Genomic DNA, 23,591 nt, shown 5'->3' on the forward strand with positions numbered 1-23,591 from the left:
CTCCATCACCTCTGCCGAATACCGGCTGACAATCTCCGCCCCGCCCATAAAGGAGTTGGCGAAAATGAACACAATGGGGAACACCGCCACAACCGCCGCAATACCGATAATAATATTCGGAAGTATGCGTCTTTTCTGCATGTATATTCCCCCTTACTGGTAGGCGTCGGTGACGCGCTTCTGGGCATAAAATACAATCAGAAGCACAATTCCAATCACCAAGAATAAGATGTACGCCGCGCTGGAGAGCTTCTGCATGTTCAGCGACAGGAACTGGTTGTTCATATAGTGCTGGAGCATATAAATGTCTGGGCTGGGGTAGGCCCCGTAGAGCATATACACCTCTTTAAACACCTTAAAGGAGTTGACAATGCTCATCAGCAGCACCACAAAGGTGGTGGGCGAAAGGTAAATCCAGGTCACGTTGGTGAACTGCTTCCACTTCCCCGCCCCCTCCAGGGCCATCTGCTCGTAATAGGTCTTAGGGATCCAGTTCAGCCCCGACCAGAAAAGCACAATGTTGTAGCTCACGTTCTTCCATAAAAACACCGCCACCAGCACCCCCATGGCCCAGCCGTTCTGGGACACCGCCTCATGGCTAAAGCCCATCTGCAAAAGGAATTTCTGCACAAGGCCGTTTGCGTCAAACAGCACCTTCCAGAAGTAGACAATCGTGCCAGAGGGCACCACCAAAGGCAGGAGCAGCAGCATAGTGGCAGGCGCCCTCCCCTTTTTCATGCCCTGCAGGCACAAAGACAAAAACAGGGACAAAGCCATGCCCAAAGGCACGGAAAGCCCGATGAAAATGGCAGTGTTCAGGGCCGCAGACTGGAACAAAGAGTTTGCCAGGGTGTCCGAGAAGTTTTGCAGTCCCACAAAGCTCTGGGAACCCATGTTGTCAATCAGCGCGTAATACAGCGAAAACCCAAAGGGGATGGCGTAAAACAGCAGCACCCCCAAAAGGCTTGGCAGCAAAAACAGCCAATAGGCTTTTGTTTTTTTCACAGGCCCGACCACCCTTCTCCGCGCGCCAGCGCGCCTGTGGCAAAGTTTCTAAAAACCCTTTTTGATGTTAGGTTTTTTCGCAGATTTTGCCTGCTTTTCTCTATGATACCACATGCTGCCACCGCAAGTCAACCAGAATATTTCCGGAGGAGCGCCCCGCCCCCGCAAAAGCCCCCTGCGGGAACCATCTCCCGCAGGGGGCTGCAATCGCTTTATTTGCCGGGCTTAAAGCTGTCTTTCAGCTTCACAGAGCGGTTGAACACCGGCGCCCCGGGCTTTGCATCCTTAGAGTCCACGCAGAAATACCCCTGGCGCATAAACTGGAAGCTTTCCCCGGGCTTTGCGTCCCGCAGGCCCTGCTCCAGCTTGCAGCCCTCCAGCACCTCCAGGGAGGTTTCGCTGAGATAATCCAGGAAGTCCCCCTCCTCCGGGCTTTCCACAGAGAACAGGTTGTCGTAAAGCCGCACCTGGGCTGTCAGGGCTGTTTCCGCGTCCACCCAGTGAAGGGTGGCCCCTTTCACCTTCCGCCCGTCCGCCGGATCGCCTCCCCGGCTGTCCGGGTCAAACTCCCCGTGGATCTCCGTCACGTTCCCCTCATTGTCCGTCTCATAGCCCACGCATTTTACCAGGTAGGCCCCCTTCAGTCGGCACTCCGGCCCGCCGGGATACAGCCGCTTATACTTGGGCACAGGCTCTGTGAGGAAGTCCTCCGCCTCAATCCACAGCGTGCGGGAGAAGGACACCTCCCGGGTGCCGTCCTCCGGGCAGTTGGGGTTGTTTTCCACTGTAAGCATTTCGGTTTTGCCCTCGGGGTAGTTGGTGAGCACCAGCTTCACCGGGTGCAGCACCCCCATCACCCGCCGGGCATGCTGGTTCAGATCCTCCCGCAGGCAGTGCTCCAGGAAGGCATACTCCACTGTAGAGTTCACCTTGGAAACCCCGTTGCGCTCGCTGAAATTCCGGATAGCCCGGGGGGTGTAGCCCCGGCGGCGCAGGCCGCAGAGGGTGGGCATCCGGGGGTCATCCCAGCCGTCCACATAGTTCCCCTCCACCAGCGCCCGCAGCTTCCGCTTGCTCATAACTGTATTGTTAATGCCTAAGCGGGCAAACTCAATCTGCCTGGGCTTTGAGGGCAAAGTGACATTCTCCACCACCCAGTCATAGAAGGGCCGGTGATCCTCAAACTCCAAAGAGCACAAAGAGTGGGTGATGCACTCCATGGCGTCCTCAAAGGGATGGGCATAGTCATACATGGGATAAATGCACCACTTGTCCCCGGTGCGGTGGTGGGCCTTGTGGTTAATGCGGTAAATCACCGGATCCCGCATGTTGAAGTTGCCGGAAGCAAGGTCAATCTTGGCCCGCAGGGTCATCTTCCCGTCCTCAAACTCCCCTGCCCGCATCCGCCGGAAAAGGTCAAGGCTTTCCTCCTTGGGCCTGTCCCTGTAAGGGCTTCTGGCCGGGGTGGTCAAATCCCCCCGCATTTCCCGCATTTCCTCCTGGGTCAGTTCGCACACATAGGCCAGGCCCTTTTCAATCAGCTCCTCCGCCCCTTTGTACATGTCCTCAAAGTAGTCGGAGGCATAATAGAACCTGTCCCCCCAGTCATAGCCCAGCCAGTGGATGTCCTCTTTAATGGCCTCCACATACTCCACGTCCTCCTTGGTGGGATTGGTGTCGTCCATGCGCAGGTTGCACACGCCCCCAAAGCGGTCGGCAGTGCCGAAATCCACATAAATGGCCTTGGCGTGGCCGATGTGCAAATAGCCGTTAGGCTCCGGGGGAAAACGGGTGTGTACCCGCATCCCCTCTGTGCGCCCCCCGGGGGCCATGTCCTCTTTCACAAAATCGTCAATGAAGTTGGTGGAAACCACCTCGTCCAAATTTTTCACTTCGCTCATATCCATACCTCTTTACCGTTTTTTGTCCGTCTATGCCCTCAGCTTTAAAAGCCCTGCTTCCAGCCGCCTGAGGGCCTCCTCCCGGCCTAAAAGGGCCAGGATTTCCATAGCCCCGCCGGGGGTCACCAGGGTGCCTGCCGCCGCAATACGCACAGGCCACAGCAGGGTGCCGTTTTTCACCTCCAGCTTCTGGGCCAGGGAAATCAGCGCTTCGTGTATCGTGTCAAGCTCCCACCCGGGGAGCTGTCGCAGGGCCTCCAGCGCCGCCTCCAGCATCTGGGGGCTGTTTTCCAGGTTTGTCTTGCTTTTCTTGTTCACGAAGAAGTCCACAGGATAGTCAGGCAGCTCCTTGAAGAAGTGCAGCAGCCCCGGAATCTCCTGGAACCTTCCAATGCGGGCCTGCAAAATGCTTTGCAGCACGCCCCAGGGCTTTTCCGCCTCCCCGAAAACCTCCTGATAGTATGGCATGGCGTTCTGAAGGAATTCCTCCTCCCCCATCTTCTTAATATATTCCCCGTTAAACCACAGGAGCTTGTCATAGTCAAACACTGCCGGGGATTTGCTGATGCCCTCCACAGAGAAAGCGTCCGTAAGCTCCTCCAAAGAGAAAACCTCCTGGTTGTCCTTAGGCGCCCAGCCTAAAAGGGCGATAAAGTTTGTGATAACCGGGGCTAGATACCCCTCCTCCAGAAGCCCGGCAAAGCTGGTGGAGCCGTGGCGCTTTGAAAGCTTTGAAACAGAGCCGTCCTCATTGCGGCCCATAATCAGGGGCAGGTGTATATAAGCCGGGATTTCCCACCCGAAAGCCTCGTACAGCAGGTTATACTTAGGCGTGGAGGTGAGATACTCGCAGCCCCGCACCACATGGGTAATGCCCATCTGGTGGTCGTCAATGACGTTTGCGAAATTGTAGGTGGGGAAGCCGTCGGCCTTTAAAAGCACCTGATCCTCAATCTCCTTGTTTTCGATGCTGATTTCCCCAAACACAGCGTCCCGGAAGGTGGTGGCGCCTGTGAGGGGCACCTTCTGCCGGATGACATAGGGCGTGCCCGCGTCTAAAAGGCGCTGCACTTCCTCTTCTGGCAAGTCCCGGCAGTGGCGGTCATAGCCGCCAAAGGCGTTTTCCTCCTTCAGGCCCTCCAGCCGCTCCTTGGTGCAGAAGCAGTAATAGGCCTTGCCCTCCTTTACAAGCTGCTGTGCGTATGGCTTATAAAGCCCCAGCCTTTCGCTTTGGACATAGGGGCCGAAGGCCCCGCCCGCGTCCGGGCCTTCGTCGTGCTTTAAACCCACTTTCCGGAGGGTTTCATAAATCACGTCCACCGCGCCTTCCACCAGGCGCTCCTGATCCGTATCCTCTATCCGCAGTATAAATTTCCCGCCCTGGCTTTTCGCCACCAGATAGGCGTACAGCGCTGTGCGCAGGTTTCCCACATGCATAAACCCTGTGGGGCTGGGCGCAAATCTTGTCCTTACTGTTTGCATTGCACTTCTCTCCTCAATGTAACTACCGGTTTTGCCTGTTCCATAGCGGCGGCCCCTGCAGGCCCCGCTTTTTCTTATCCTCTTACTATAGCAAAAAAAAACTTTTTTGGCAACACGTTTTTGCTTTTTTCCTTTCCCTGCACAAAAAAAAGGCCGACACATCTGTCGGCCTTTCCAAGGCTTGTTGAAAAACAGGAATTATGTAAGGCTACACCCGCCGCACAATATGGGCCATGTCCTTTTTAGGACGGTAAGCCTGCCCTTTGTGGGAAGCGCGCCCCTTCCGGACAACCCGCAAAAGCAGCATGGCCCCTGCGCTGGAGGCAGCGATAATCAGCAGGAAGCCCCCTGCCGCTTCCAAAAAGGAAGCCGGCCGGCGGGACTGGACAGGCGCGGAAAGCTCCTCCACCTGGGTTTCCTCCTGGCGCACCTGCTGGGAATACCGATCCGCCGCGTCAGCCTTCTTTTGGGTGGCGGCGCTGAGCACCATAACCGTCCCCAGCGTTAAGACCAAGGCAACGAGAAAAGCCAGCAAATTCCTGAAAAAACCTCCGCCCATACAAACCGCCCCTTTCAGCATGTTTCATCCAGGCCATACGGCATATGTAGTATCTCCTGGGAGCCGCGGCCCCTATATTTACAAAAGAATGACAACCATTACAAATTGGTTACATTTTAGCATGTTTTCCTCATATTTTCAACCCCTTTTACCATTGTTAACACTTTGTTCATATCTATTCCCTGCCAAAACCTCCATCAGCCTTCCTTCTTTTCCTCCGCAGGGCTTTCCCCTGCCCCGCCTTTCTCCCTCAGGGACTCCAGCATGTCCCGCAAAAACCGGGGATAAGGCACCCCCATCAGCCCCAGGTTCTCCAAGATGGACAGCCCCTCGTTGGCCATGAAAAAGCAGCACACCGCCGGGCGCACAAAGCCGCCTCCAGGCAGGCTGTCCAGCAGCGTCCCCAAAAATACCAGCAAAAGGATGCCCCCCTTGCGCACAAGGCCCAAAAAGCCCGCGTGGCTTTCCAGGCCGCCCCCTTCTGTTTTTCCTGACCGCCTGAACACCCCGGCCACCACAAGCCCGGTTACGTAATCTGCCGCCATAAAAGCCACCAGCCCCTGCAAAGCGCCGTCCCAGCCGCCCAGGGCCTGTATCACCACCCCGCCTGCTGCCGCCAGCAAAGCCAATATCCTTTTCTGCATACCGTTCCTCCTTTTTTACCTATAAAACCACAAGGCTTCCTTCCCTTTAATATCCCCTGCCCCGGCTTACCGCGCAGCCCCAAAAAACCTCCGGCGGATCCATCTGCCGCCGGGCGTGGTAGGCAATGGCCAGGGCCATAACGCAGTCGTCGTGGGCGCCAGGCTGGGCCTCGGGCCTGCCCTGGGGGGTGCGCACAAAGGAGAGCATTTCCTCCAAGGTGGTTCTGTCGCAAATCCAGCCTGTGTGCTCCCGGACTATCTCCACCAGCTCTGCCAGGATGACGGGCCTTGTGCCCGCTGTGGTGCGGAAGCCCAGGGCCTGCTCCCCCTGGCGCACATACTGCCGGGGATAGCACAGGTTTTCCAGCGTGCGGATGGGATAGCTGGAAAAATTCGCCTCCAGGGATATGAGGGCTGTGTTGTACCATTTTCCCAGGCAATATACCTGCCGGGCAAACACGTCTTCGTCCATCTGGCCCCGGAGGGTACACACCTGCTGGCCTGTGTCCCCGTCTACCACCTGGGCCACAGAGAAATCGGAGCCTTCCCCAGCCGTATCCCCGCCTATAACGTACCGCTTCCCCTTTTCCGGCAGGGCATACACCTTTGCCGCCCCCAGGGCCGAGTCTGCAAACTGGACGCTGCCCTCCTCTATCAGCACCCGGTTCCACATGGGGCTGTAGCTTGTGGAAAAGGTGAAATCCCCCCGGGCCGCAGGCTCTTTCAGGCTTTCCAGCCTTTTGGCAATCCTGCCGGCGGCAAAGACGCTTTGGCTGGACACCCCCCACTCCCCCAGGCAGTATACCTGATAATAATAGGGATCCGTCTCCCGGTAGCCCTCCAGGGTTTCCTTATAGGCCTGGTCTAAAAAGCAGTTGTCCTTATAGGTGGACTTCTGCACCACTGCCCGGGGATCCTGCCGGTCGAAAAAACGGCGCTTCAGCCAGTGCAGGGGGGAGACGGGGTTAAAAGTGAGGGTGATTTGCCTGCCGCCCCCCCTGCCCCGCAGCCGCAGGTCCAACTGGTTGAAGTCCTGCTCCTCAATTTCCGAGGCCTCCTCTATCCAGATATCCGTCAGCTCCCCCTTGGGGAAGGTGACGGACTTCAGCTTTTCCGTGTTGTCCAGGCCCTTGAAAATCACGCTGTTGCCGTTTGCGCAGGTAATGCGCATGTCTGAATCCGTCCACTTGAACAGCCCCTCCAGCCCCCACCTGGCTATCACCTGCCGGAACAGGGCATAGGCAGAGTCCCGGTTGGCGGCGGCCACAGCCCGCACCACCAGCAGGTTGCACAGGGGCTTTTCCAGCAGCCGCACCAGCAGCCGCTGGGCCGCAAACACGCTTTTCCCGCTGCCCGCCCCGCCATACAGCACCAGGTAGCGGCAGGCGTCCTCCCGCAGCAGGGGCAAGTACAGGGGGTTAAAGGCGCTTTTTGGAATTTCCACATCCATCTTCATTGCCACCCGATACGGGGTGCGCAGAAAGAGCCATAAAAAAGCTGCCTCCCTGCCCCCGGCACCGTCCCTTTCCTTTTATTTCTCACGTCAGTCCTCCTCTGTCAGCCGCACCCGGATAATCCCGGAGGGCGCTTCCTGCCGGGGCTTCTCAGAATATCCGAAGCCGTTTTGCAGGATGAAGCGGGCGCTGGGGCCGGAGTCCCGCTTATAGGCCGCCTGGATGTTGGCCTCCTCCACCTGGGAAAGGGCGCGCCGCAGCAGGGCACAGGTGCGGCCCTCCTTCCCCGCCAGCCCTTCCAGCTCCTCCCGGCCCTCCAGCCCCAGGGCCAGGGCCAGCCCCGGCGCTGTGGGCACCTGCCCTGTCTCCTGGCAGCGCTGGAAATACTTGGCGCATTTTTCCCGCGTCTCCCCGGCTTTCAGCCTGTATTTACGCTCCATGGGCCGCCTCCTGCCTTGCCCGCATCCTGGCCCTGCGGGAGAGAGCCTCAGCGCTGCAGCGCTGCTCTAAGTACATCGTGTAAAGCAGGCTGTTTTCCCGCTGCCAGACAAGCTCCTGATCCGCCCTTTCCGGCGGGTTCTTCTTCCGCCTTTCCAAAAGCGCGTGCAGGGCATCCCGCTCCTTTGCCGCCTCCCTTGCCATCCTTTCGTAATCAAACGCCGCCCAGTATCCCATTCTGCTGCATCCTCCCATTCTGCCTGTTTTTGCGTTTTTAGTTGTCATTTTGACAATCTATCTCTTATTATAGCGGCATATCGACATTTTGTCAAGCTTTTCGATTCTGTATTGACAATCCGCCCACCCCACAGTATAATACAGACAAACGCAGTCCCCCTCCAGAAAGCGCCCGAACACGAAGAAAGGAGCGGTATCCATGAGCTTCCCCCAAAGACTGAAGGCCGCCCGGCTGGCCGCAGGCCGCAGCCAGCAGGAAATTGCCGACGCCCTGGGCGTGGACAAAACCACCTATTCCGGCTATGAAACAGGCCGCCGCCAGCCAGACCTGTTCCGGCTGCGCCGCCTGTCCCAGGTTTTGGAATACAGCGCCGACCAGCTTCTGGAGCTTGGCCCGGCAGGCGCCCCTTCCCCGGAGGAATGGGAGCGGGTGAAAAAGTACCGGCTGCTGGACGCCCACGGCAGGGAACTGGTGGACATGGTGCTGGACAAGGAATACAGCCGCATGGCGCAGCCCGGCCCGGCGGAGGAGCCGGACAGCGGGTGGGTGACCTATATCAATTGCTACGACCTGGCGGTTTCCGCAGGCCCAGGGGAGCCTTGGAGCGATGCGGTCTACAAAACCCGGCTGGAGATTCCCGGCTCTCAGGTGCCGGAAAACGCCCATTTCTGCGTGCGGGTAAATGGGGACAGCATGGAGCCTGTCTATAAGGACGGGGACATCGTGTTTGTCCAGCGGGTGGAGGGCTGCGTGCAGGTGGGGGAAACCGGGATTTTCTTCTTAAACGGGGACGGCTATATCAAGCGGCTGGGCCTGGAGGCGCTGGAATCCCTGAACCCCCGGTATGCGCCCATCCCCCTTTGCGAATATGACGATCTGCGCTGCCAGGGCCGGGTGCTGGGAAAGCTGGCCCGCTGAAAGCGCAAGGCTGCCGCCGGCGGCTAAAGAAACTTTTTTGAAAAAAGTTTCTTTAGAATCTTCAAAAAACTTCCATCATGCCATTCTTTTCGCCCGCCCATTCCCCAATCGGCCTGTACAAATGGCCTGTAAAAACAAAAGAGCGCCCTGCCTTTCAGCAGGGCGCTTGTTTATTATTATAGATGGAAACTGCACAAGCAGGATTGGCGCGGTTTCTGCTTACTCCCCGCCCATGGTTTTCACCAGGACGGCCTTCTGGGCGTGGAGGCGGTTTTCCGCTTCCTCGAAGATATACTGGGCATGGGCCTCAAACACTTCCGCGCTGATTTCCTCGCCCCGGTGGGCGGGCAGGCAGTGCTGCACCATGGCGTCGGGCTTTGCAACAGCCATCAGCCGCTTGTCCACGCAGTATCCCTTAAAGGCGGCCTCCCGCTTCTGGCGCTCCTCCTCCTGGCCCATGGAAGTCCACACGTCTGTCACCACCACGTCTGCGTCCCTGGCGGCAAGGAGGGGGTCGTCTGTCAGCTCAAAGCAGTCATACCCGGCGGCAAAGTCTAGGATTTCCTTAGGCGGGCGGTAGCCCTCCGGGCAGGCCACAGAAACCGCCATGCCCACCTTCAGGCCCCCTGCAATCAGGGAGTTCATCATGTTGTTGCCGTCGCCGATAAAGCACAGCTTCAGCCCCTCCAGGGCGCCCTTGAACTCCCGGACAGTCATCAGGTCTGCCAGCACCTGGCAGGGGTGGCAGAAATCTGTCAGGCCGTTTATCACAGGCACGCTGCCATGCTCTGCCAGGGCCTCCACTTCGTCCTGGCCGAAGGTGCGGATCATAATGCCGTCTACATACCGGGAAAGCACCCGGGCCGTATCCTGCACAGGCTCTCCCCGGCCTATCTGGGATCCGTCGGAGCTGAGCACCACCGCGTAGCCCCCTAGCTGGTTGATGCCCACCTCAAAGGAAACCCGGGTGCGGGTGGAGGATTTCTCAAAAATCATCCCCAGACACTTGCCCTTTAAGCGGTGGTGCTCGATGCTGTGCTTTGTCTCGTATTTAAGCTGGTCTGCAAGGTTCAGGATTTCCATAATCTCCTGGCCGCTCAGATCCAAAAGCTTTAACAAATGCTTCATGGTGATTCCCTCTTTTCGCTGTTTGTTTTTGGTTGGACTGCCGTCCAAACCTGCTTTAAGGAACTTTTTTTCAAAAAAGTTCCTTAAAAATCTTCAAAAAACTTTGTGTTGTGGACGGTTATATTTCCTCTAACACCTGGGCGAAGATGCCAAGGCCCGCGTCTATATCCTCTTTCGTGATGGTCAGCGGCGGCAGGAAGCGCACCAGCGCCTTTGCGGTAAGGATTAAAAGGCCCTTTTCGGCGCACTTCACCAGCACGTCGTGGGCGTCGCCTTTTTTCAGCTTCACCCCCAGCATCAGCCCCCGGCCCCGCACAGCCTCCACCTGGGGCAGAGCGGAAAGCTTCTCTGTAAGGTATGCGCCTTTTTCCCGCACCTGCTGTAAAAACTCTGGCTGGCTTACCCGCCGGACAACCTCCCTGGCCCCGGCGCACACCACCGGGTTGCCACCAAAGGTGGAGCCTTGCTGCCCGGGCTTTAAAATATCCCGCAGCCGTTCTGCCACCAGGCAGGCCCCGATGGGCAGGCCGCCTCCCAGGCCCTTGGCTGTGGTGATGACATCCGGTGAAAGGCCCCACTGCTGGCAGCTATAGAAATATCCGGTGCGGCCCACGCCGGCCTGCACCTCGTCCAGCATGAAGAGCACGTCCTTTTCCTGGCAGAGGGCCTGCACTGCATGGAGGAAGCCTTCCTCCATGGGCACCACCCCGCCTTCCCCCTGGACGGTTTCCAGCAGCACCGCGCACACAGAGCCGTCCAGCTTTTCCCGGACAGCCTCCAGGTCGTTTGCCTGGGCATAGGCAAAGCCGGGGTTCAGGGGTTGGAAATCCTTGTGGAAGGCCTCCTGGCCTGTGGCGGCCAAGGTGGCCAGGGTTCTGCCATGGAAGGAATCTGTAAGGGTGAGGATGGTGCTGGCCCCCCGCTTCTCCCCGTATTTCCGGGCCACCTTAAAGGCGCACTCGTTGGCCTCCGCCCCGGAGTTGCAGAAAAAAGCCTGGGCCATGTCCGCCGCCTGGCACAGCTCCTGTGCAAGGCCTGTGTTCTGAGGGCTGTAATAATAATTGCACAGGTGCTGGATTGCCCCGGCCTGGCCCGCCACTGCCTTTGCCCACTGGGGGTCGGCATAGCCCAGGGCGTTTACGCCAATGCCGGAGGTAAAGTCGATATACTCCTTGCCGGCCCCGTCCCAGGCCCGGGCGTTCTGGCCCTTTACAAGGGCAACGTCCACCCGCCCATAGGTGTGGAGGATATACCGGCTGTCCTGTTCCTTTATCTCTTGGAATGTCATATGCTTCCCCTTCTTTCTGGTTGATTTGCTCTGCCCAAAGCCCGCTGCCGGGAGCGCCCCGGACACGCGGCGGCTTACGTAAGCGCGAATGTATTCGCGGCGAAAAGCTTTTGCCCGCCAGCAGGCGGAACGCCTGCGGGGAAGGTCCCCAGTGGGGACCGTTCTGACCCGACCGAGCCGGCAGGCGAGATTCCGCGTCTTAGATGCAGCGTTACGCTGCACGCGTCTTAGATGCAACGTTACGTTGCTGTCAGTAGAACATGGTGCCGATGCCTTCGTCGGTGAACAGCTCCACCAGGATGGAATGGGGGATGCGGCCGTCGATAATGTGGGTGCGGCCCACGCCCCGGCGCACCGCGTCCACGCAGCAGTCCACCTTGGGGATCATGCCGCCGCTGATAACCCCCTCCTTTTTCAGGCGGTTCACGTCGCTAACGTTTACCACCGGGATGATGGTGCTTTCATCGTCCCGGTCCCGCAAAAGGCCCCGCACGTCTGTCATGAGAATCAGCTTCATGGCCCCCAGCTCTGCCGCAATGCGGGAGGCCGCCACGTCGGCGTTGATGTTATAGACTTCCCCATGATACCCTGCCGCCACAGTGGAGACTACCGGCACATAGCCGTTTTTCGTGGCGTTGTGGATGATTTCCGCGTTTACTTCCCGGATTTCCCCCACCAGCCCCAAGTCCTCCTCCAACTGGTCGGCCTTTAAAAGGGAGCCGTCCAGGCCGCACAGGCCCACAGCCTTGGCCCCGGCTGTTTCCAAAAGCTGCACCAAGTCTTTGTTCACCTTGCCTGCCAGCACCTGCTGGACAATGTCCATGGTTTCCTGGTCGGTATACCGCATGCCGCCTACGAATTTGCTTTCCTTGCCGATTTTCTTTAACATCCCGCTGATTTCCGGCCCGCCGCCGTGTACCACCACCACGTTGATGCCTACAAGCTGCATGAGCACAATGTCGCTCATGACAGCGCTTTTCAGCTCGTCATTGAGCATGGCGTTGCCGCCATATTTCACCACCACCGTCTCCCCGGCATAGCGCTTGATGTATGGCAGGGCCTGCACCAGGATGGCGGCCCGCTCGCTGTTGGTTATGTTCATGGGTTCCCCTCTTTCCGTTTTTGTCAGCCTGGGTCGTCCGCCTTGATGTGGCGTATATATTCCAGCATGGAGAAGATGGCCGCAATATACATCACCACAAAGAACACCAGGACAATCCCGCCGCCTGCCAGGCCCCCTGCCAGCAGCCGCCGGGGAAGCTTCCCCACCCCCACGCGCCTGGCGGGCAGGTAAAAGGTAATGCCCAAAAGCAGCGCTGCCGCTGTGAACACCACCAGCGCCGCCTGGTTCAGCAGCCAGTCTAAAGCGACGAAGGCCGCTATAAGGCACACCAAGAAATCTGTCAGCAGCAGGACAGCCAGCACAAAGCAGGCGACCTGCCAGAAGGCGCGAAAGCCCTCTTTGAATTTTTCAGGCAGCTTCATAAGCAGTTCCTTTCTGCTCCGCCGCCCGGCCCGCAAACACGTGGGCAGAAGGGCGCGCAGCGGCCCTCTGCCCACGTCCGCGCAAGGCGCGGCAGGGGCGCCGGAGGCGGCCCTGGTTTGCGGGGCGGGCGTTTGGAGCTATAGCCGCGCCGAAAGCAGGAGCAGCGGCGCGGACACAGAAGCCCGGGATGCCCTCCTGCCTGGGGCGCAGCCTGTCATGTGCGGTAATCCCCGTTTATCTTCACGTAATCATAGGTCAGGTCGCAGCCGTATGCCTCGGCGCTCTCCTCCCCCATGTGCAAACCCACCAGGATTTCCACCTCTTTTTCCGAAAGGACTTTTGCCGCCAGCTCCTCGGAAAAATCCACGCCCCGGCCTGCCCGGCACACCTCCACCTGTCCGGCAGGGGAAGCAAAGGCCACGTCGATTTTGTCCACGTCAATATCTGCCCCGCTGTAGCCCAGGGCGCACAGCACCCGGCCCCAGTTGGCGTCGGCCCCGAACATGGCGGCCTTTGTCAGGTCGGAAGCGATGACGCTGCGGGCGCAGGTGCGTGCCGTCTCCAGGGAAGCGGCCCCGGACACCCGGCAGACAAGGAGCTTTGTGGCCCCTTCCCCGTCTCCCGCCAGCATTTTGGAAAGCTTCCGGCCCACAGCCTCCAGGCCCTGGGCAAAGGCGGCATAGTCCCCGTTTTCCTCTGCGATTTCGGCGTTTCCCGCCGCGCCGTTGGCTAAAACGGCAAAGGTGTCGTTGGTGGAGGTGTCCCCATCCACTGTCACCATATTGAAGGTGCTGTCTGCCGCCGCCTTCACAGCCTTTTGCAGCAGGGGCTGGGCAATGGCGCAGTCTGTGGTGATAAAGCAGAGCATGGTGGCCATGTTGGGGTGAATCATCCCGCTGCCCTTGGCAATGCCCCCGATATGCACAGCCTTGCCGCCGATTTCCACCTCCACCGCCGCTTCCTTCGCGTAGGTATCGGTGGTCATGATGGCCTGGGCGGCCCGGAGGGATCCGTCTGCCGTTAAAGAATCCGCTAAAGCCTGGGCCGCGCTTTCAATCGGCTCCAGGGGCAGCACCTGCCCGATAACCCCGGTGGAAGCCACCACCACGTCTGCGGGATCGATGCCCAGGGCCTGCCCGGCGATTTCGCACATGCGCTTGGCTTTCTCCACGCCGTCGGCGTTGCAGGTGTTGGCGTTGCCGGAGTTGCAGAAAACCGCCCGGGCCTTGCCGTCTTTGATGTTTTCCTTTGTCACCAGGATAGGCGCGCCCTTTACCAGGTTCTGGGTGTACACAGCCGCCGCCGCGCAGATCCTCTCGCTGTAAATCATAGCCAAGTCCGGCTTTGTCTTGTTCTTTCTGATGCCGCAGTGCAGCCCGCCCGCTGTAAAGCCCTGGGCCGCTGTTACGCCGCCGTCTATAAATTTCACGTCATTTTCCCCTTTCACTAAGACCGTGGAGCGCCGCTCCACACCTCGTCAGGGAAACTTTTTTCAGGAAAAAGTTTCCCTGAACCCTTCAAAAACCTCTATGTCTGCCTGTTGTGGATGAAAGCCCTTTAAAACGCCGGAGACAGGAACACCGCCTTGTGGGTTCCTCTAGGCCTTTTTCTCTGTGTTCCCTCCCCCATCGGGGCGGGAACCTTTTAAAACGCCGGGGGCAGGAGCACCGCCTTGTGGGTTCCTCTAGGCCTTTTTCTCTGTGTTCCCTCCCCCATCGGGGCGGGAACCTTTTAAAACGCCGGGGGCAGGAGCACCAGCCCTGTGGTTTCCTCTAGGCCAAAGCTCAGGTTCATGTTCTGGATGGCCTGGCCCGCCGCTCCCTTCACCATGTTGTCGATGGCGGAGATGGCGATAAACGTCCCGGTGCGGCTGTCCACAAACAGGGATACGTCGCAGAAGTTGGTGTAGTGTACGTTCTTCACGTTTGCCACCTGGCCCTTGGGCAGCAGGCGGACGAAAAATTCCCCTTCATACCGGGCGCGGTACGCTTCCCAAAGCTGTTCTTCTGTCACCCCGGGCCGAAGCTTTCCGTAGCAGGTGGCAAGGATTCCCCGGTTGATGGGCAGCAGGTGGGGCACAAAGGTGACGCGCATGGCTTCCCCGGAAAGCTTTGAGAGGGTCTGTTCGATTTCCGGGGTGTGGCGGTGGTTTGCCACCTTATAGGCGGTAAAGCTTTCGTTTAATTCCGGATAGTGGTTGGACTGCACAGGCTTGCGGCCCGCCCCGGTTACGCCGGATTTGCAGTCGCACACAATGCCCCCAGTCTCTATAAGCCCTTGCTCCAAAGCCGGGGCCAGGGCCAGGGGCACAGCGGTGGTGTAGCAGCCGGGGTTTGCAATCAGCTTTTTCCCCTTTATTTCCTCCCGGAACAGTTCCGGCAGGCCATACACCGCCTTTTCATGGAGGGCCTTGTCCGTATACGTCCCGCCGTACCACTCTTTATAGGCTTCCTCGTCCTCCAGGCGGAAATCTGCCCCCATGTCGATGAAGGCTTTGCCCAGGCTGTCGCACTGCGCGGCCAGTTCCTGGGAAAGGCCATGGGGCAGCGCCGCGAAAACCACGTCGGCTTTCGCCACAACTTCCTCCTGGGTGCCGCAAACCATGTCCTGGAGGCCGTAATAGGCCGGGTAGACTTCCGAGAGGGCCATGCCCTCAAAGCTTACGGAGCTGATGGCGGCAAGCTCCGCCTGGGGATGGGCAAACAGCAGCCGGCAGATTTCGCTGCCCGCATAGCCTGTGGCCCCCACCACGCCTGCTCTTATCTTTTCCATTTTCTTCATCACCTTGTTTTATGAGTTTGTCTTTTGTACTGCATGTCCAGCGCGGAGCGCAAGAGGGATTCCAAAGGGCCTATGGCCCTTTGGCGGGTTCTTAGGGCGCGCAGCCCTAAGCCGTCGGAGACGGCCTTATTTGCCTTGCAAAAACGCTGGAAGGGGAGGCGGAACAGTCCGGGGGACTGTTCCGCCGCGGGGGAACCAGCGTAAGTGTTCCCCCGGGAAATTTCCCCTTGGAGGAAATTTCAGGGCTTGGGGCGCGGTTTCGGGAAACGAAAGCGCATAAGCCCCAAGGTCTTTCCCCTTTAGGCCCCCAGCAGCCCCAGCACCCGGTCTGCCTGCATCCGCACGTTTTCCGGGGCAGGCCCGCCTAAAACCTTGCGGCCCTCCACGCAGCGCTCCAGGGAGATGGCCTCATACACCCCTTCGTCAAAGGCGGGGCACACAGCCTGATACGCTGTGAGAGGCAGGGTTTCCAGGGTTACATCCTTTTCAATGCACAGGGCCACCAGCTCCCCGGTGATTTTATAGGCGTCCCGGAAGGGCAGGCCCTTTTCTGCCACCAGGAAGTCCGCGCAGTCTGTGGCGTTGATAAAGCCTTTTGCGGCGGCAGAGCGCATGTTTTTCTCCAGCACCGTCATGGTTTCCAGCATGGGGATTAAAGGCGTGAGGCACAGCTTCAAGGTATCCACCGCGTCGAACACAGCCTCCTTGTCCTCCTGCATGTCCTTGTTATAGGCCAAGGGCAGGCCCTTCATCATGGTGAGAAGGCCCATCAGGTCGCCAAACACCCTGCCGGATTTTCCCCGGATAAGCTCTGCCAAATCAGGATTTTTCTTCTGGGGCATAATGCTGGAGCCGGTGGAGAAGGCGTCGTCCAGCTCGATAAACTTATATTCCCAGGAGCACCACAGCACGATTTCCTCGCACAGCCGGGAGAGATGCACCATGGCCATGGACACGGCAAAGGCGATTTCCGCGCAGAAGTCCCGGTCAGATACCCCGTCCAAGCTGTTCTGGCTCACCTGGGAAAAGCCCAGGAGCTTTGCGGTAAGCTCCCTGTCCAGGGGGTAGGTGGTGCCTGCCAAGGCCCCGCTGCCCAAGGGCATTACGTCCATGCGCTTTAAAGCGTCCTCAAAGCGGCCTAAATCCCGCAGGAGCATTTCCGCGTATGCCATTAAATGGTGCCCAAAGGTGATGGGCTGTGCCCGCTGCAAATGGGTGTATCCGGGCATGACGGCCCCGGCGTGCTGCTTTGCTTTTTTGCACAGCACAGTTATCAGTTCCTTTATCTGGGCCTTCAGGCCCGCGCAGTCCTCCCGCAGGGTGAGCCGCACGTCCAGGGCCACCTGGTCGTTGCGGCTGCGGGCGGTGTGCAGGCGCTTGCCCGCGTCCCCCAGGCGCTTTGTCAGCTCGCCCTCCACAAAGGTGTGGATGTCCTCCGCGTCCGGGTCTATAGCTAAGGCACCGCTTTCTATGTCCATAAGGATGGCTTTTAAGCCCGCCTGGATTTTTTCGCTTTCGCTTTTATCGATAATCCCGCACTCCCCCAGCATGGCGGCGTGGGCGATACTCCCCTCAATGTCCTGCCGGACCATCCGGCTGTCAATGGAAATGCTGGAATTGAAATCGTTTGTCTTGGGGTCTGCTTCCTTCTGGAAGCGGCCTTTCCACAGCTTCATCTGCTTTCCTCCTTGGTTGAGGCTCCGCCTCAAACTCTGCCGGGGGCTTTGCCCCCGGAACCCCCACAAGCCTTTTAAAAAAGGCTTGACCCAAAACCTGATTGTCTGGTGAATGGCAGCGGCACTGGGGAGTTTTTGTCCTCAGTGCTGCCGCCTGCTTTTATTATGAAAAATCCAGGGCTGTGCTGCCGGGACAGCCTACAAATTCCAGGAACGCTTCTTTATATCCCCCTTGCAGGTGTTCCAGCACAGAGGGGGAAAGCTCTCCCTGGCGGCCCATTTCCGCGAATTCCTCAAAGGTGACCCATTTTGCCCCGCAGGTTTCCCCTTTTTGGAAGCGGATATCCTCCAAAGGCACGTCCAGCCGCACGCCATAGTTTTCCCCGAAGTATTTTCCCGAGGCCGCACTGCCCAAATGTACCAGCTGTTCTTCTGAGACGGCAATGCCTGTTTCTTCCCGCAGCTCCCGCAAAATTGCCTGCACGCAGGTTTCCCCGGCCTGCACGTGCCCGGCGGTGTTCTCCCATTTTCCGGGCGCCCAGTGCTTTTCCATGCTTCTCTGGGTGAGTAGGATACGGTTTTCCCTGTCCGCAATCCACATGCCCACAGCCAGGATATATTCCCCCTCTGCCAGGGGTTCGCTCCTGTCTTTTACAATCCCTGTGGGGCTGCCGTCTTTGTCATAGATGTCTATCCGTTCCATATGCCGTTTACTTATCGTAGGTCAGGCCCTTTTTCGCCTGCACCTTGATGGGCAGGCCGAAGAGGTTGATGAACCCGGCGGAATCGGCCTGGTTATACACCTCGTCCTCGTCAAAGGTGGCGATTTCCTCGTCATAGAGGGAATAGGGGCTGGTAACGCCCGCGTCGATGATGTTGCCCTTATAAAGCTTGAGCTTCACATCGCCTGTTACCGTCTCCTGGGTGGAATCCACGAACGCGGACAGGGCCTGCCGCAGAGGGGTGTACCACTGGCCGTTGTAGACAAGGTCTGCAAACTTCAGGGCCACCTGCTGCTTGTAGTGATAGGTTTCCTTGTCCAGGCAGAGCTCCTCCAGCTTGTTGTGGGCGTGGTAGAGAATGGTGCCGCCGGGGGTTTCGTATACGCCTCTCGACTTCATGCCCACCAGCCGGTTCTCAATAATATCCGCCAGGCCCACGCCGTTTTCGCCGCCCAGCTTATTGAGGGCTTCCACCATCTGGGTACCGTTTAAGGTTTCGCCGTTAAGCTGGGTGGGCACGCCCTTTTCAAAGTGCAGGGTGATGGCGGTGGGCACGTCCGGGGCCTGCAGGGGGGACACCCCCAGCTCCAGGAAACCGGGCTTTTCATACTGAGGCTCGTTTGCGGGGTCTTCCAAATCCAGGCCCTCGTGGGACAGGTGCCACAGGTTCTTGTCCTTGGAGTAGTTTGTCTCACGGCTGATTTTCAGGGGGATGTTGTGAGCCTCGGCATAGGCAATTTCCTCCTCCCGGGACTTGATATCCCAAACGCGCCAGGGGGCGATAATCTGCATGTCCGGGGCGTATGCCTTAATGGCCAGCTCGAAACGCACCTGGTCGTTGCCCTTGCCGGTGCAGCCATGGCAGATGGCGTCGGCCCCTTCCTTCTTGGCAATTTCCACAATGCCCTTGGCAATGATGGGCCGGGCAAAGGAGGTGCCCAGCAGATATTTATTCTCGTAAACAGCCCCGGCCTTTACGGTGGGGTATACGTAATCCTGCACAAATTCTTCCTTCAAATCCAGCACATACAGCTTGGAGGCCCCTGTCTTTTTAGCCTTTTCCTCCAGGCCGTCCAGCTCTGTGCCCTGGCCCACGTCGCCGGAAACGGCGATGACCTCGCAGTTGTTGTAATTTTCCTTCAGCCAGGGGATGATGATGGAGGTGTCAAGGCCTCCGGAGTATGCCAGCACTACCTTTTTGATTTCCTTTGCCATAACGCAGCTTCCTTTCCTGTGGGGCTTGTATTTTCTTTTTCCATATTTCATCGTCTTTGGGACATTCATTATTATACACCATCCTCCGGAAAAATCAAGGGGTATATGCATATTTATGCAGTCTTTTCAAAAAAAGAGGGATAGGGCAGAAACCTCTGCACTATCCCTGCACTTTTCTGTTTCTTTTGCACAAACACTGGAGCGCCGCTGTGGGGCCTGTCCCCATTCAAAAGGCCTGGGGCCTGGCTGTTATACATTATATGCATAAAATATGCATTTTATATGTGAGGAAAGCCCCGGGGCATTTCCCATGAAAGCGCCCGCGCGGGACGGGGCTTCAGCCCTGCCGCCGGGTAAACCGCCGGTATAGCAGCACCCCGGCCCCGCTGATAAGGGCTGTGGCCGCAAACACCCAGAGGGCGGCGGTGTAGTTGGAAGCGCCCAAGGCGTCGCCGCCGACGGTAGAGGTGACGACCGAGGGGATGCGGGCGGTGAGAGTGAGGAAAACCCAGAAGGGAAGCTTCATGGGGGTCAGGCCCGCCATGTAGGTCATCACGTCCTTGGGGGTGCCGGGAATCAGGAAAAAGATATAGGCTATCAGGTTCAGCCGCTTTTCATCCTTGAGGAAGGAAAGGCCGCGCACTTTCTCCTCTGGGAAAAAGACTGCCACCACCTTCATGCCAAACCGCCGCACCAGGAGGAACACCGCCGTCCCGCCCAAAAGCGCCCCTAAAAGGCACAGGGCCGTTCCCTCTATGGCCCCGAAGGCATAGCCCGCCCCAATTTCCAGCGGCTCCCCGGGGATGAAGGCGATGATAATTTGCAGGGCCATCATGCCCACAAAAGCAAGCTTTCCCCACAGGCCCTGCTCCCGCACCCAGGCCCGGAACCCCTCTGGGTTGGACACAAGCTCCAGCATGGGTTTTCCTGCCCAGAAGCACAGAGCGGCCATAAGCAAAAGGCCCCCGATAAGCCCCAGGGCCGTCCAGATTTTCTTTTTCCTGTCCCCGTTTGCCATAACAAAAAACCTCCCCCACACTTACTGCAAAGAGACGCCGGCACAGCAACCCTTTCTCTCCTTTGCACTGCGCTAACTATAGTATACGGGAGAATCTTTGGTTTTTTCAGGGATATCCCTTACATTTTGGGAAAAGTTTTTTACAAAATTCTTACCAGCAGACCAGAAACGCCCCGGTACAAGAGGGGGGCGCACATGCAGAAAAGGGGCGCTTTATCCATGGGCCGCCGCCCCTGTATCAAATTCCTTCACCAGCCCGTAAAGCCTTTCGTCCACCCGGGCGGTAAGCCGCAGGCCCTCTTCCACATATTCCTCCGACAGCACCGCCCCTTCTTCCCGCAGCCTTGCCCCAAGGCCGCTTTTGGAAAAGGGCAGGAGAAGCTGTACCTCAAAGGTTTTTTCCGGCAGGTTCTCCTCAATTTGGGAAAGAAGGGCCTCTATCCCCTCTCCGGTGAGGGCGCTGATATGCACCGCCCCGGGCAGGCGGGGGGCAAGGGTTTTGTCCTCCACCGCATCCCACTTGTTCAGCACCGGGATAACCGGCCTGTCCCCGGCGCCTAAGCTTTGCAGCAGCTCCTCTGTCACAGCCAGATGCTCCCGGGCTTCCGGGCTGCTTGCGTCGCAGATATTCAGCAGGATGTCCGCTGTGGCGGCCTGCTCCAGGGTGGATTTGAAGGCCTCCACCAGGTGGTGGGGCAGGCGGCGCAGCAGCCCTACCGTATCAATGAGCATGACGGTTTTGCCGCCGGGCAGCTTTAAGGCCCGGGCGGTGGGATCCAGGGTGGCAAAAAGCTTGTCCTCCGCCAGCACCCCGGCCTGGGTCAGCCGGTTCATCAGGGTGCTTTTCCCGGCGTTGGTGTAGCCCACCAGGGCCACTGTTACAGTCCCGTTTTTCCTCCGCCGTTTGTCTATCACGCTGCGGGCCGCTTCCACGTCCTTTAGCTGGGCCTTCAGGCTGCCAATGCGCCTGCGGATGTGGCGGCGGTCTGTTTCCAGCTTGGTTTCCCCAGGCCCCCGAGTGCCAATGCCGCCGCCTAAACGGGACAGGGACGCGCCCTGGCCCATAAGCCTTGGCAGCAGATATCGAAGCTGGGCCAGTTCCACCTGAAGCTTGCCCTCCCGGCTTCTGGCCCGCAGGGCGAAAATATCCAGTATCAGCATGGTGCGGTCGATAACCCGCACGCCGCACAGCTTTTCCAGGTTCCGTATCTGGGTGGGGCTTAGCTCCCGGTCGAATACCACCAGGTCAAGGCCCTCCCGCTTCACCAGTTCCCCGGCTTCCTCCGCCATGCCGGAGCCTAAGCAGGTGGCGGCGTCCGGCGAAGGGCGCTTCTGTATCAGGGTGAAGGCAGGCTCTGCCCCGGCGCTGCGGGTAAGCTCGGAAAGCTCCGCCATAGAGGCTTCCGGGTCAAACTCTCCGGTGTCTATCCCTGCCAAAAGTGCCCGCTGGGGCTGTTCTTCATTTTCATAATATTGTTTATCCGGCAAATGCAGTTCCTCCGTTATTTTCTCATTCTTTGCAATTTTATGGTTTGAACGCTTTCCGGCACGCGCCCGCCGGAACCGGGCGCGCCCAGGGCGCGCCTGCGCCGCCTGAAAGGCGGCGTGCGGGGCGAAGCCCCCGCAGTTCCGGCAGGGCGTTTTGGCGGCTGCAAGCCGTTTTGGCCTCAACAGGGCGCGGCTGTCAAAATGAAAGCTGCCCAAGGCCCAGGGACACAGCCCGCTTTTCCCGCCAAACTGTGCCCGCCTGGGGCCAGCCCGTAAGCAGGGGGGATTGGGGGTCGTGGGCGGCATAGCGGCTGCGGGCCGCGTCCCGGCTTTTGGTGGCATAGCAATAGGCACAGCCGTTTACGCAGGTGCCGTAGGCGCCAATGTCCACGCTTTCCACACAGCCGCAGGCCCCCCGCTGGCCCCGGTGGGGCTTCACGCCCACCGGATAGCCGGCGGTTTCCTCCACCTTTCCTTTGTCGATGCAGGCCCCATGCCTGATGCCCCAGGGGGAAAAGTCCCCTTCCTCAGCGCAGGTGAACAGGGGCAGGCCCTGCTTTTGGGCAGCTTCCGAAAGCCGCTGGGCAGCCTCCTCCATCTCCTCCCGGCCGGGCCGGGGAAAATTCTTCCCCAGGTGGCGGTAAAAGTCCGCAAAGCTGAGGATGCACCGCTGGGTATAAGGGGCCAGCACAGGGCACAAGGCGGCAAAACGCTTCTCATACCAGGCTGGGGTGCGCTCTTTGTCCAGGATGATGGGGTCAAAGCGCCAGTCCACCCGGCTGGGGCCTAGCCGCCTGCTTAAAGCCTGAAAGGCCGCAAGCCGCTCTTTTATGGGGGGCAGGCCTGGCTCCATCTCCAGGCCAAAGGCTGTGACGGTATAAGAAAAATAGTACCGGGTATAGCCCAGGCCCTCTATCTCCTCCAGCAGGGGCAGGAAGGGCAAGGGATTTTTCGTCCAGAACACCAGGCAGTCCACCGTTTCCGGCGAAAACAGCAGCCGGGTGCCTGCCCCTGCCCGGTAGGGGTCGGGTATCAGCACCTCCCCGGCTCCCAGGCGGTTTAAAAGCCATGGCCCGTACAGCGCCGGGATATCCGTCCGGCGGCTGGCGCTGAGAATCACAGCTTCCCTGCCAGCAGGGCCGGCTGGTTTTCCATAAGGAAGCTAAGAAGCTTCCTCTGATCCAACAGCTCCGCGTTGGTGCAGATGACGGCGTTTTCCTCCGGGAACACAAGGGCATACTGGCCATACTTGCCGTCTGCCCGGTAGGAATTTTTCTCCCCCCGCCAGAACAGGTAGCCGTATCCCTCCTCGCCGTTTTCTATCTGCTTTTTCACAGCCTCTTCCAGATACTCCGCCGGGATAAGCCGCCTGCCTTCCCACTGGCCCTTTTGCAGCAGAAGCCGCCCGAATTTCAAAAGCTCGCTGACGCACAGGAACAGTCCGCCCGCCCCAAAGGTGAAGCCCTGGGGATCTGTCTCCCAGGTGGGCCGCTGGATGCCCATGGGGGCAAAGAGCCGGGGGGTCAGGTAGCTTACCAGGTCGCACCCGGCCCGGCGCTGCACCAGCACGCCGGCTAAATAAGGCCCTACATTATTATAGACAAACTTTTCCCCCGGCGCGTACTCAAAAGGCAGGGAGAGGGCATATTTCACCCAGTCCTCCTCCTGGAGGAAGGGCCGCTGCTCTCCCATAAGATACCCCTGCCCCTGGCCCAGCCCCATGGTGAGCAAGTCCCGCACCCTGGCTTTTTCCAGGTTTTCGCAGGGCTTTGCCGGGATATCCCGGGGGAAAACGTCCACAAGCCTCTCGTCCAGGGACAAAAGTCCCTCCCCTGCCGCAATGCCTACCGCCGCGCTGGTAAAGCTTTTGCTGGCGGAATACTGGTTGCGCCGCATTTCGCTGTCATAGTCCTTTGAGAGCACCAGGCCCCCGTCCTTCCACACCCGCAGGTTCAAAAGCCGCAACTGCTGTGCCTGTACGTCAAATTCCTTTTCCATATAGACTTGCTCCTCTCCCGGCCCCGCCGGGCCTCTTTGGCTGTTGGTTCTGCTGTCGTAAGCGCGTTGGTATTGTGCCCATCGCCCGTCTGACCGGAGGGAAGAACCGGGCGGGGCAATTTAAATCAAGTACAATAACCTGTAAGGTTATT

Annotated in this window: 22 protein-coding genes; 1 reads left to right on the forward strand and 21 read right to left on the reverse strand. The window is 58.8% G+C overall.

Translation table 11 applies throughout. The features are described from left to right. Positions 1–153: 153 nt before the first annotated feature. The 8 genes from D1841_RS09120 to D1841_RS09155 form a co-directional block, all read right to left on the reverse strand. Entirely contained in the window at positions 154–1,005 is an 852-nt protein-coding gene (locus D1841_RS09120) for a carbohydrate ABC transporter permease (RefSeq protein ID WP_160643875.1), read from the reverse strand. A gap of 212 nt (positions 1,006–1,217) precedes the next feature. Continuing rightward, complete coding sequence (locus tag D1841_RS09125; RefSeq protein ID WP_237076368.1) at positions 1,218–2,906, reverse strand: glutamine--tRNA ligase/YqeY domain fusion protein; 1,689 nt, start codon at positions 2,904–2,906, stop codon at positions 1,218–1,220. A gap of 30 nt (positions 2,907–2,936) precedes the next feature. Then, the gene (gltX, locus tag D1841_RS09130) at positions 2,937–4,388 is read right to left on the reverse strand and encodes a glutamate--tRNA ligase (protein ID WP_160643871.1); all 1,452 of its coding nucleotides are present in this window, start codon (positions 4,386–4,388) and stop codon (positions 2,937–2,939) included. Between the two features lie 208 nt (positions 4,389–4,596). Next, positions 4,597–4,947: a hypothetical protein gene (locus D1841_RS09135; protein WP_160643869.1), complete on the reverse strand. Its 351-nt coding sequence runs from the start codon at positions 4,945–4,947 to the stop codon at positions 4,597–4,599. 197 nt (positions 4,948–5,144) lie between these two features. Further along, positions 5,145–5,591, reverse strand: coding sequence for a holin family protein (locus D1841_RS09140; protein WP_160643867.1), 447 nt, complete (start codon positions 5,589–5,591; stop codon positions 5,145–5,147). A gap of 46 nt (positions 5,592–5,637) precedes the next feature. Then, on the reverse strand, positions 5,638–7,041 hold the full coding sequence (locus D1841_RS09145; RefSeq protein WP_160643865.1) for a PBSX family phage terminase large subunit: 1,404 nt from the start codon (positions 7,039–7,041) through the stop codon (positions 5,638–5,640). A gap of 93 nt (positions 7,042–7,134) precedes the next feature. After that, positions 7,135–7,485 (reverse strand): terminase small subunit, encoded by a 351-nt coding sequence (locus D1841_RS09150; protein WP_160643863.1) that lies wholly within the window; start codon positions 7,483–7,485, stop codon positions 7,135–7,137. Continuing rightward, positions 7,475–7,720: a hypothetical protein gene (locus D1841_RS09155; protein WP_160643861.1), complete on the reverse strand. Its 246-nt coding sequence runs from the start codon at positions 7,718–7,720 to the stop codon at positions 7,475–7,477. Before D1841_RS09155 ends, D1841_RS09150 begins: the two co-directional genes overlap by 11 nt. A 199-nt stretch (positions 7,721–7,919) precedes the next feature. On the opposite strand from D1841_RS09155, the gene D1841_RS09160 reads away from it, so the two are divergent. Beyond that, positions 7,920–8,639, forward strand: a complete 720-nt coding sequence (locus D1841_RS09160; RefSeq protein ID WP_160643859.1) for an XRE family transcriptional regulator — start codon at positions 7,920–7,922, stop codon at positions 8,637–8,639. A gap of 219 nt (positions 8,640–8,858) precedes the next feature. Here D1841_RS09160 and argF read toward each other — a convergent pair whose 3' ends face one another. From argF to D1841_RS09225, 13 genes are all read right to left on the reverse strand, one after another. Continuing rightward, a complete protein-coding gene (gene argF, locus D1841_RS09165) occupies positions 8,859–9,767 on the reverse strand; it encodes an ornithine carbamoyltransferase (protein WP_160643857.1) in 909 nt (302 codons plus the stop codon). Positions 9,768–9,885: 118 nt separating this feature from the next. Continuing rightward, the gene (locus D1841_RS09170; RefSeq protein ID WP_160643855.1) at positions 9,886–11,055 is read right to left on the reverse strand and encodes an aspartate aminotransferase family protein; all 1,170 of its coding nucleotides are present in this window, start codon (positions 11,053–11,055) and stop codon (positions 9,886–9,888) included. A gap of 250 nt (positions 11,056–11,305) precedes the next feature. Beyond that, positions 11,306–12,157, reverse strand: a complete 852-nt coding sequence (gene argB / locus D1841_RS09175) for an acetylglutamate kinase (protein ID WP_160643853.1) — start codon at positions 12,155–12,157, stop codon at positions 11,306–11,308. Between the two features lie 23 nt (positions 12,158–12,180). Further along, positions 12,181–12,540 (reverse strand): hypothetical protein, encoded by a 360-nt coding sequence (locus tag D1841_RS09180; protein WP_160643851.1) that lies wholly within the window; start codon positions 12,538–12,540, stop codon positions 12,181–12,183. 215 nt (positions 12,541–12,755) lie between these two features. Further along, entirely contained in the window at positions 12,756–13,970 is a 1,215-nt protein-coding gene (argJ, locus tag D1841_RS09185; protein ID WP_160643849.1) for a bifunctional glutamate N-acetyltransferase/amino-acid acetyltransferase ArgJ, read from the reverse strand. Positions 13,971–14,272: 302 nt separating this feature from the next. Continuing rightward, positions 14,273–15,313: an N-acetyl-gamma-glutamyl-phosphate reductase gene (argC, locus tag D1841_RS09190; protein ID WP_160643847.1), complete on the reverse strand. Its 1,041-nt coding sequence runs from the start codon at positions 15,311–15,313 to the stop codon at positions 14,273–14,275. A 308-nt stretch (positions 15,314–15,621) separates the two neighbouring features. After that, positions 15,622–16,998, reverse strand: coding sequence for an argininosuccinate lyase (gene argH, locus D1841_RS09195; RefSeq protein ID WP_160643845.1), 1,377 nt, complete (start codon positions 16,996–16,998; stop codon positions 15,622–15,624). A 163-nt stretch (positions 16,999–17,161) separates the two neighbouring features. After that, positions 17,162–17,701: an NUDIX domain-containing protein gene (locus tag D1841_RS09200; RefSeq protein WP_160643843.1), complete on the reverse strand. Its 540-nt coding sequence runs from the start codon at positions 17,699–17,701 to the stop codon at positions 17,162–17,164. Between the two features lie 7 nt (positions 17,702–17,708). Then, positions 17,709–18,935 (reverse strand): argininosuccinate synthase, encoded by a 1,227-nt coding sequence (locus D1841_RS09205; RefSeq protein ID WP_160643841.1) that lies wholly within the window; start codon positions 18,933–18,935, stop codon positions 17,709–17,711. Positions 18,936–19,272: 337 nt separating this feature from the next. Further along, a complete protein-coding gene (locus D1841_RS09210; protein WP_160643839.1) occupies positions 19,273–19,953 on the reverse strand; it encodes a TVP38/TMEM64 family protein in 681 nt (226 codons plus the stop codon). Between the two features lie 213 nt (positions 19,954–20,166). Then, entirely contained in the window at positions 20,167–21,441 is a 1,275-nt protein-coding gene (gene hflX / locus D1841_RS09215; RefSeq protein ID WP_237076367.1) for a GTPase HflX, read from the reverse strand. Between the two features lie 196 nt (positions 21,442–21,637). Further along, positions 21,638–22,561, reverse strand: coding sequence for a DUF1848 domain-containing protein (locus D1841_RS09220; protein WP_160643835.1), 924 nt, complete (start codon positions 22,559–22,561; stop codon positions 21,638–21,640). Then, positions 22,558–23,439 carry a serine hydrolase gene (locus D1841_RS09225; RefSeq protein WP_160643833.1) on the reverse strand — a complete coding sequence of 294 codons (882 nt, stop codon included), beginning with the start codon at positions 23,437–23,439 and terminating at the stop codon, positions 22,558–22,560. The genes D1841_RS09220 and D1841_RS09225 overlap by 4 nt, the downstream gene beginning before the upstream one ends. Positions 23,440–23,591 lie beyond the last annotated feature (152 nt).

The sequence above is a fragment of the Neglectibacter sp. X4 genome, assembly GCF_009917365.1.
Classification (GTDB): Bacteria; Bacillota; Clostridia; order Oscillospirales; family Acutalibacteraceae; genus Acutalibacter.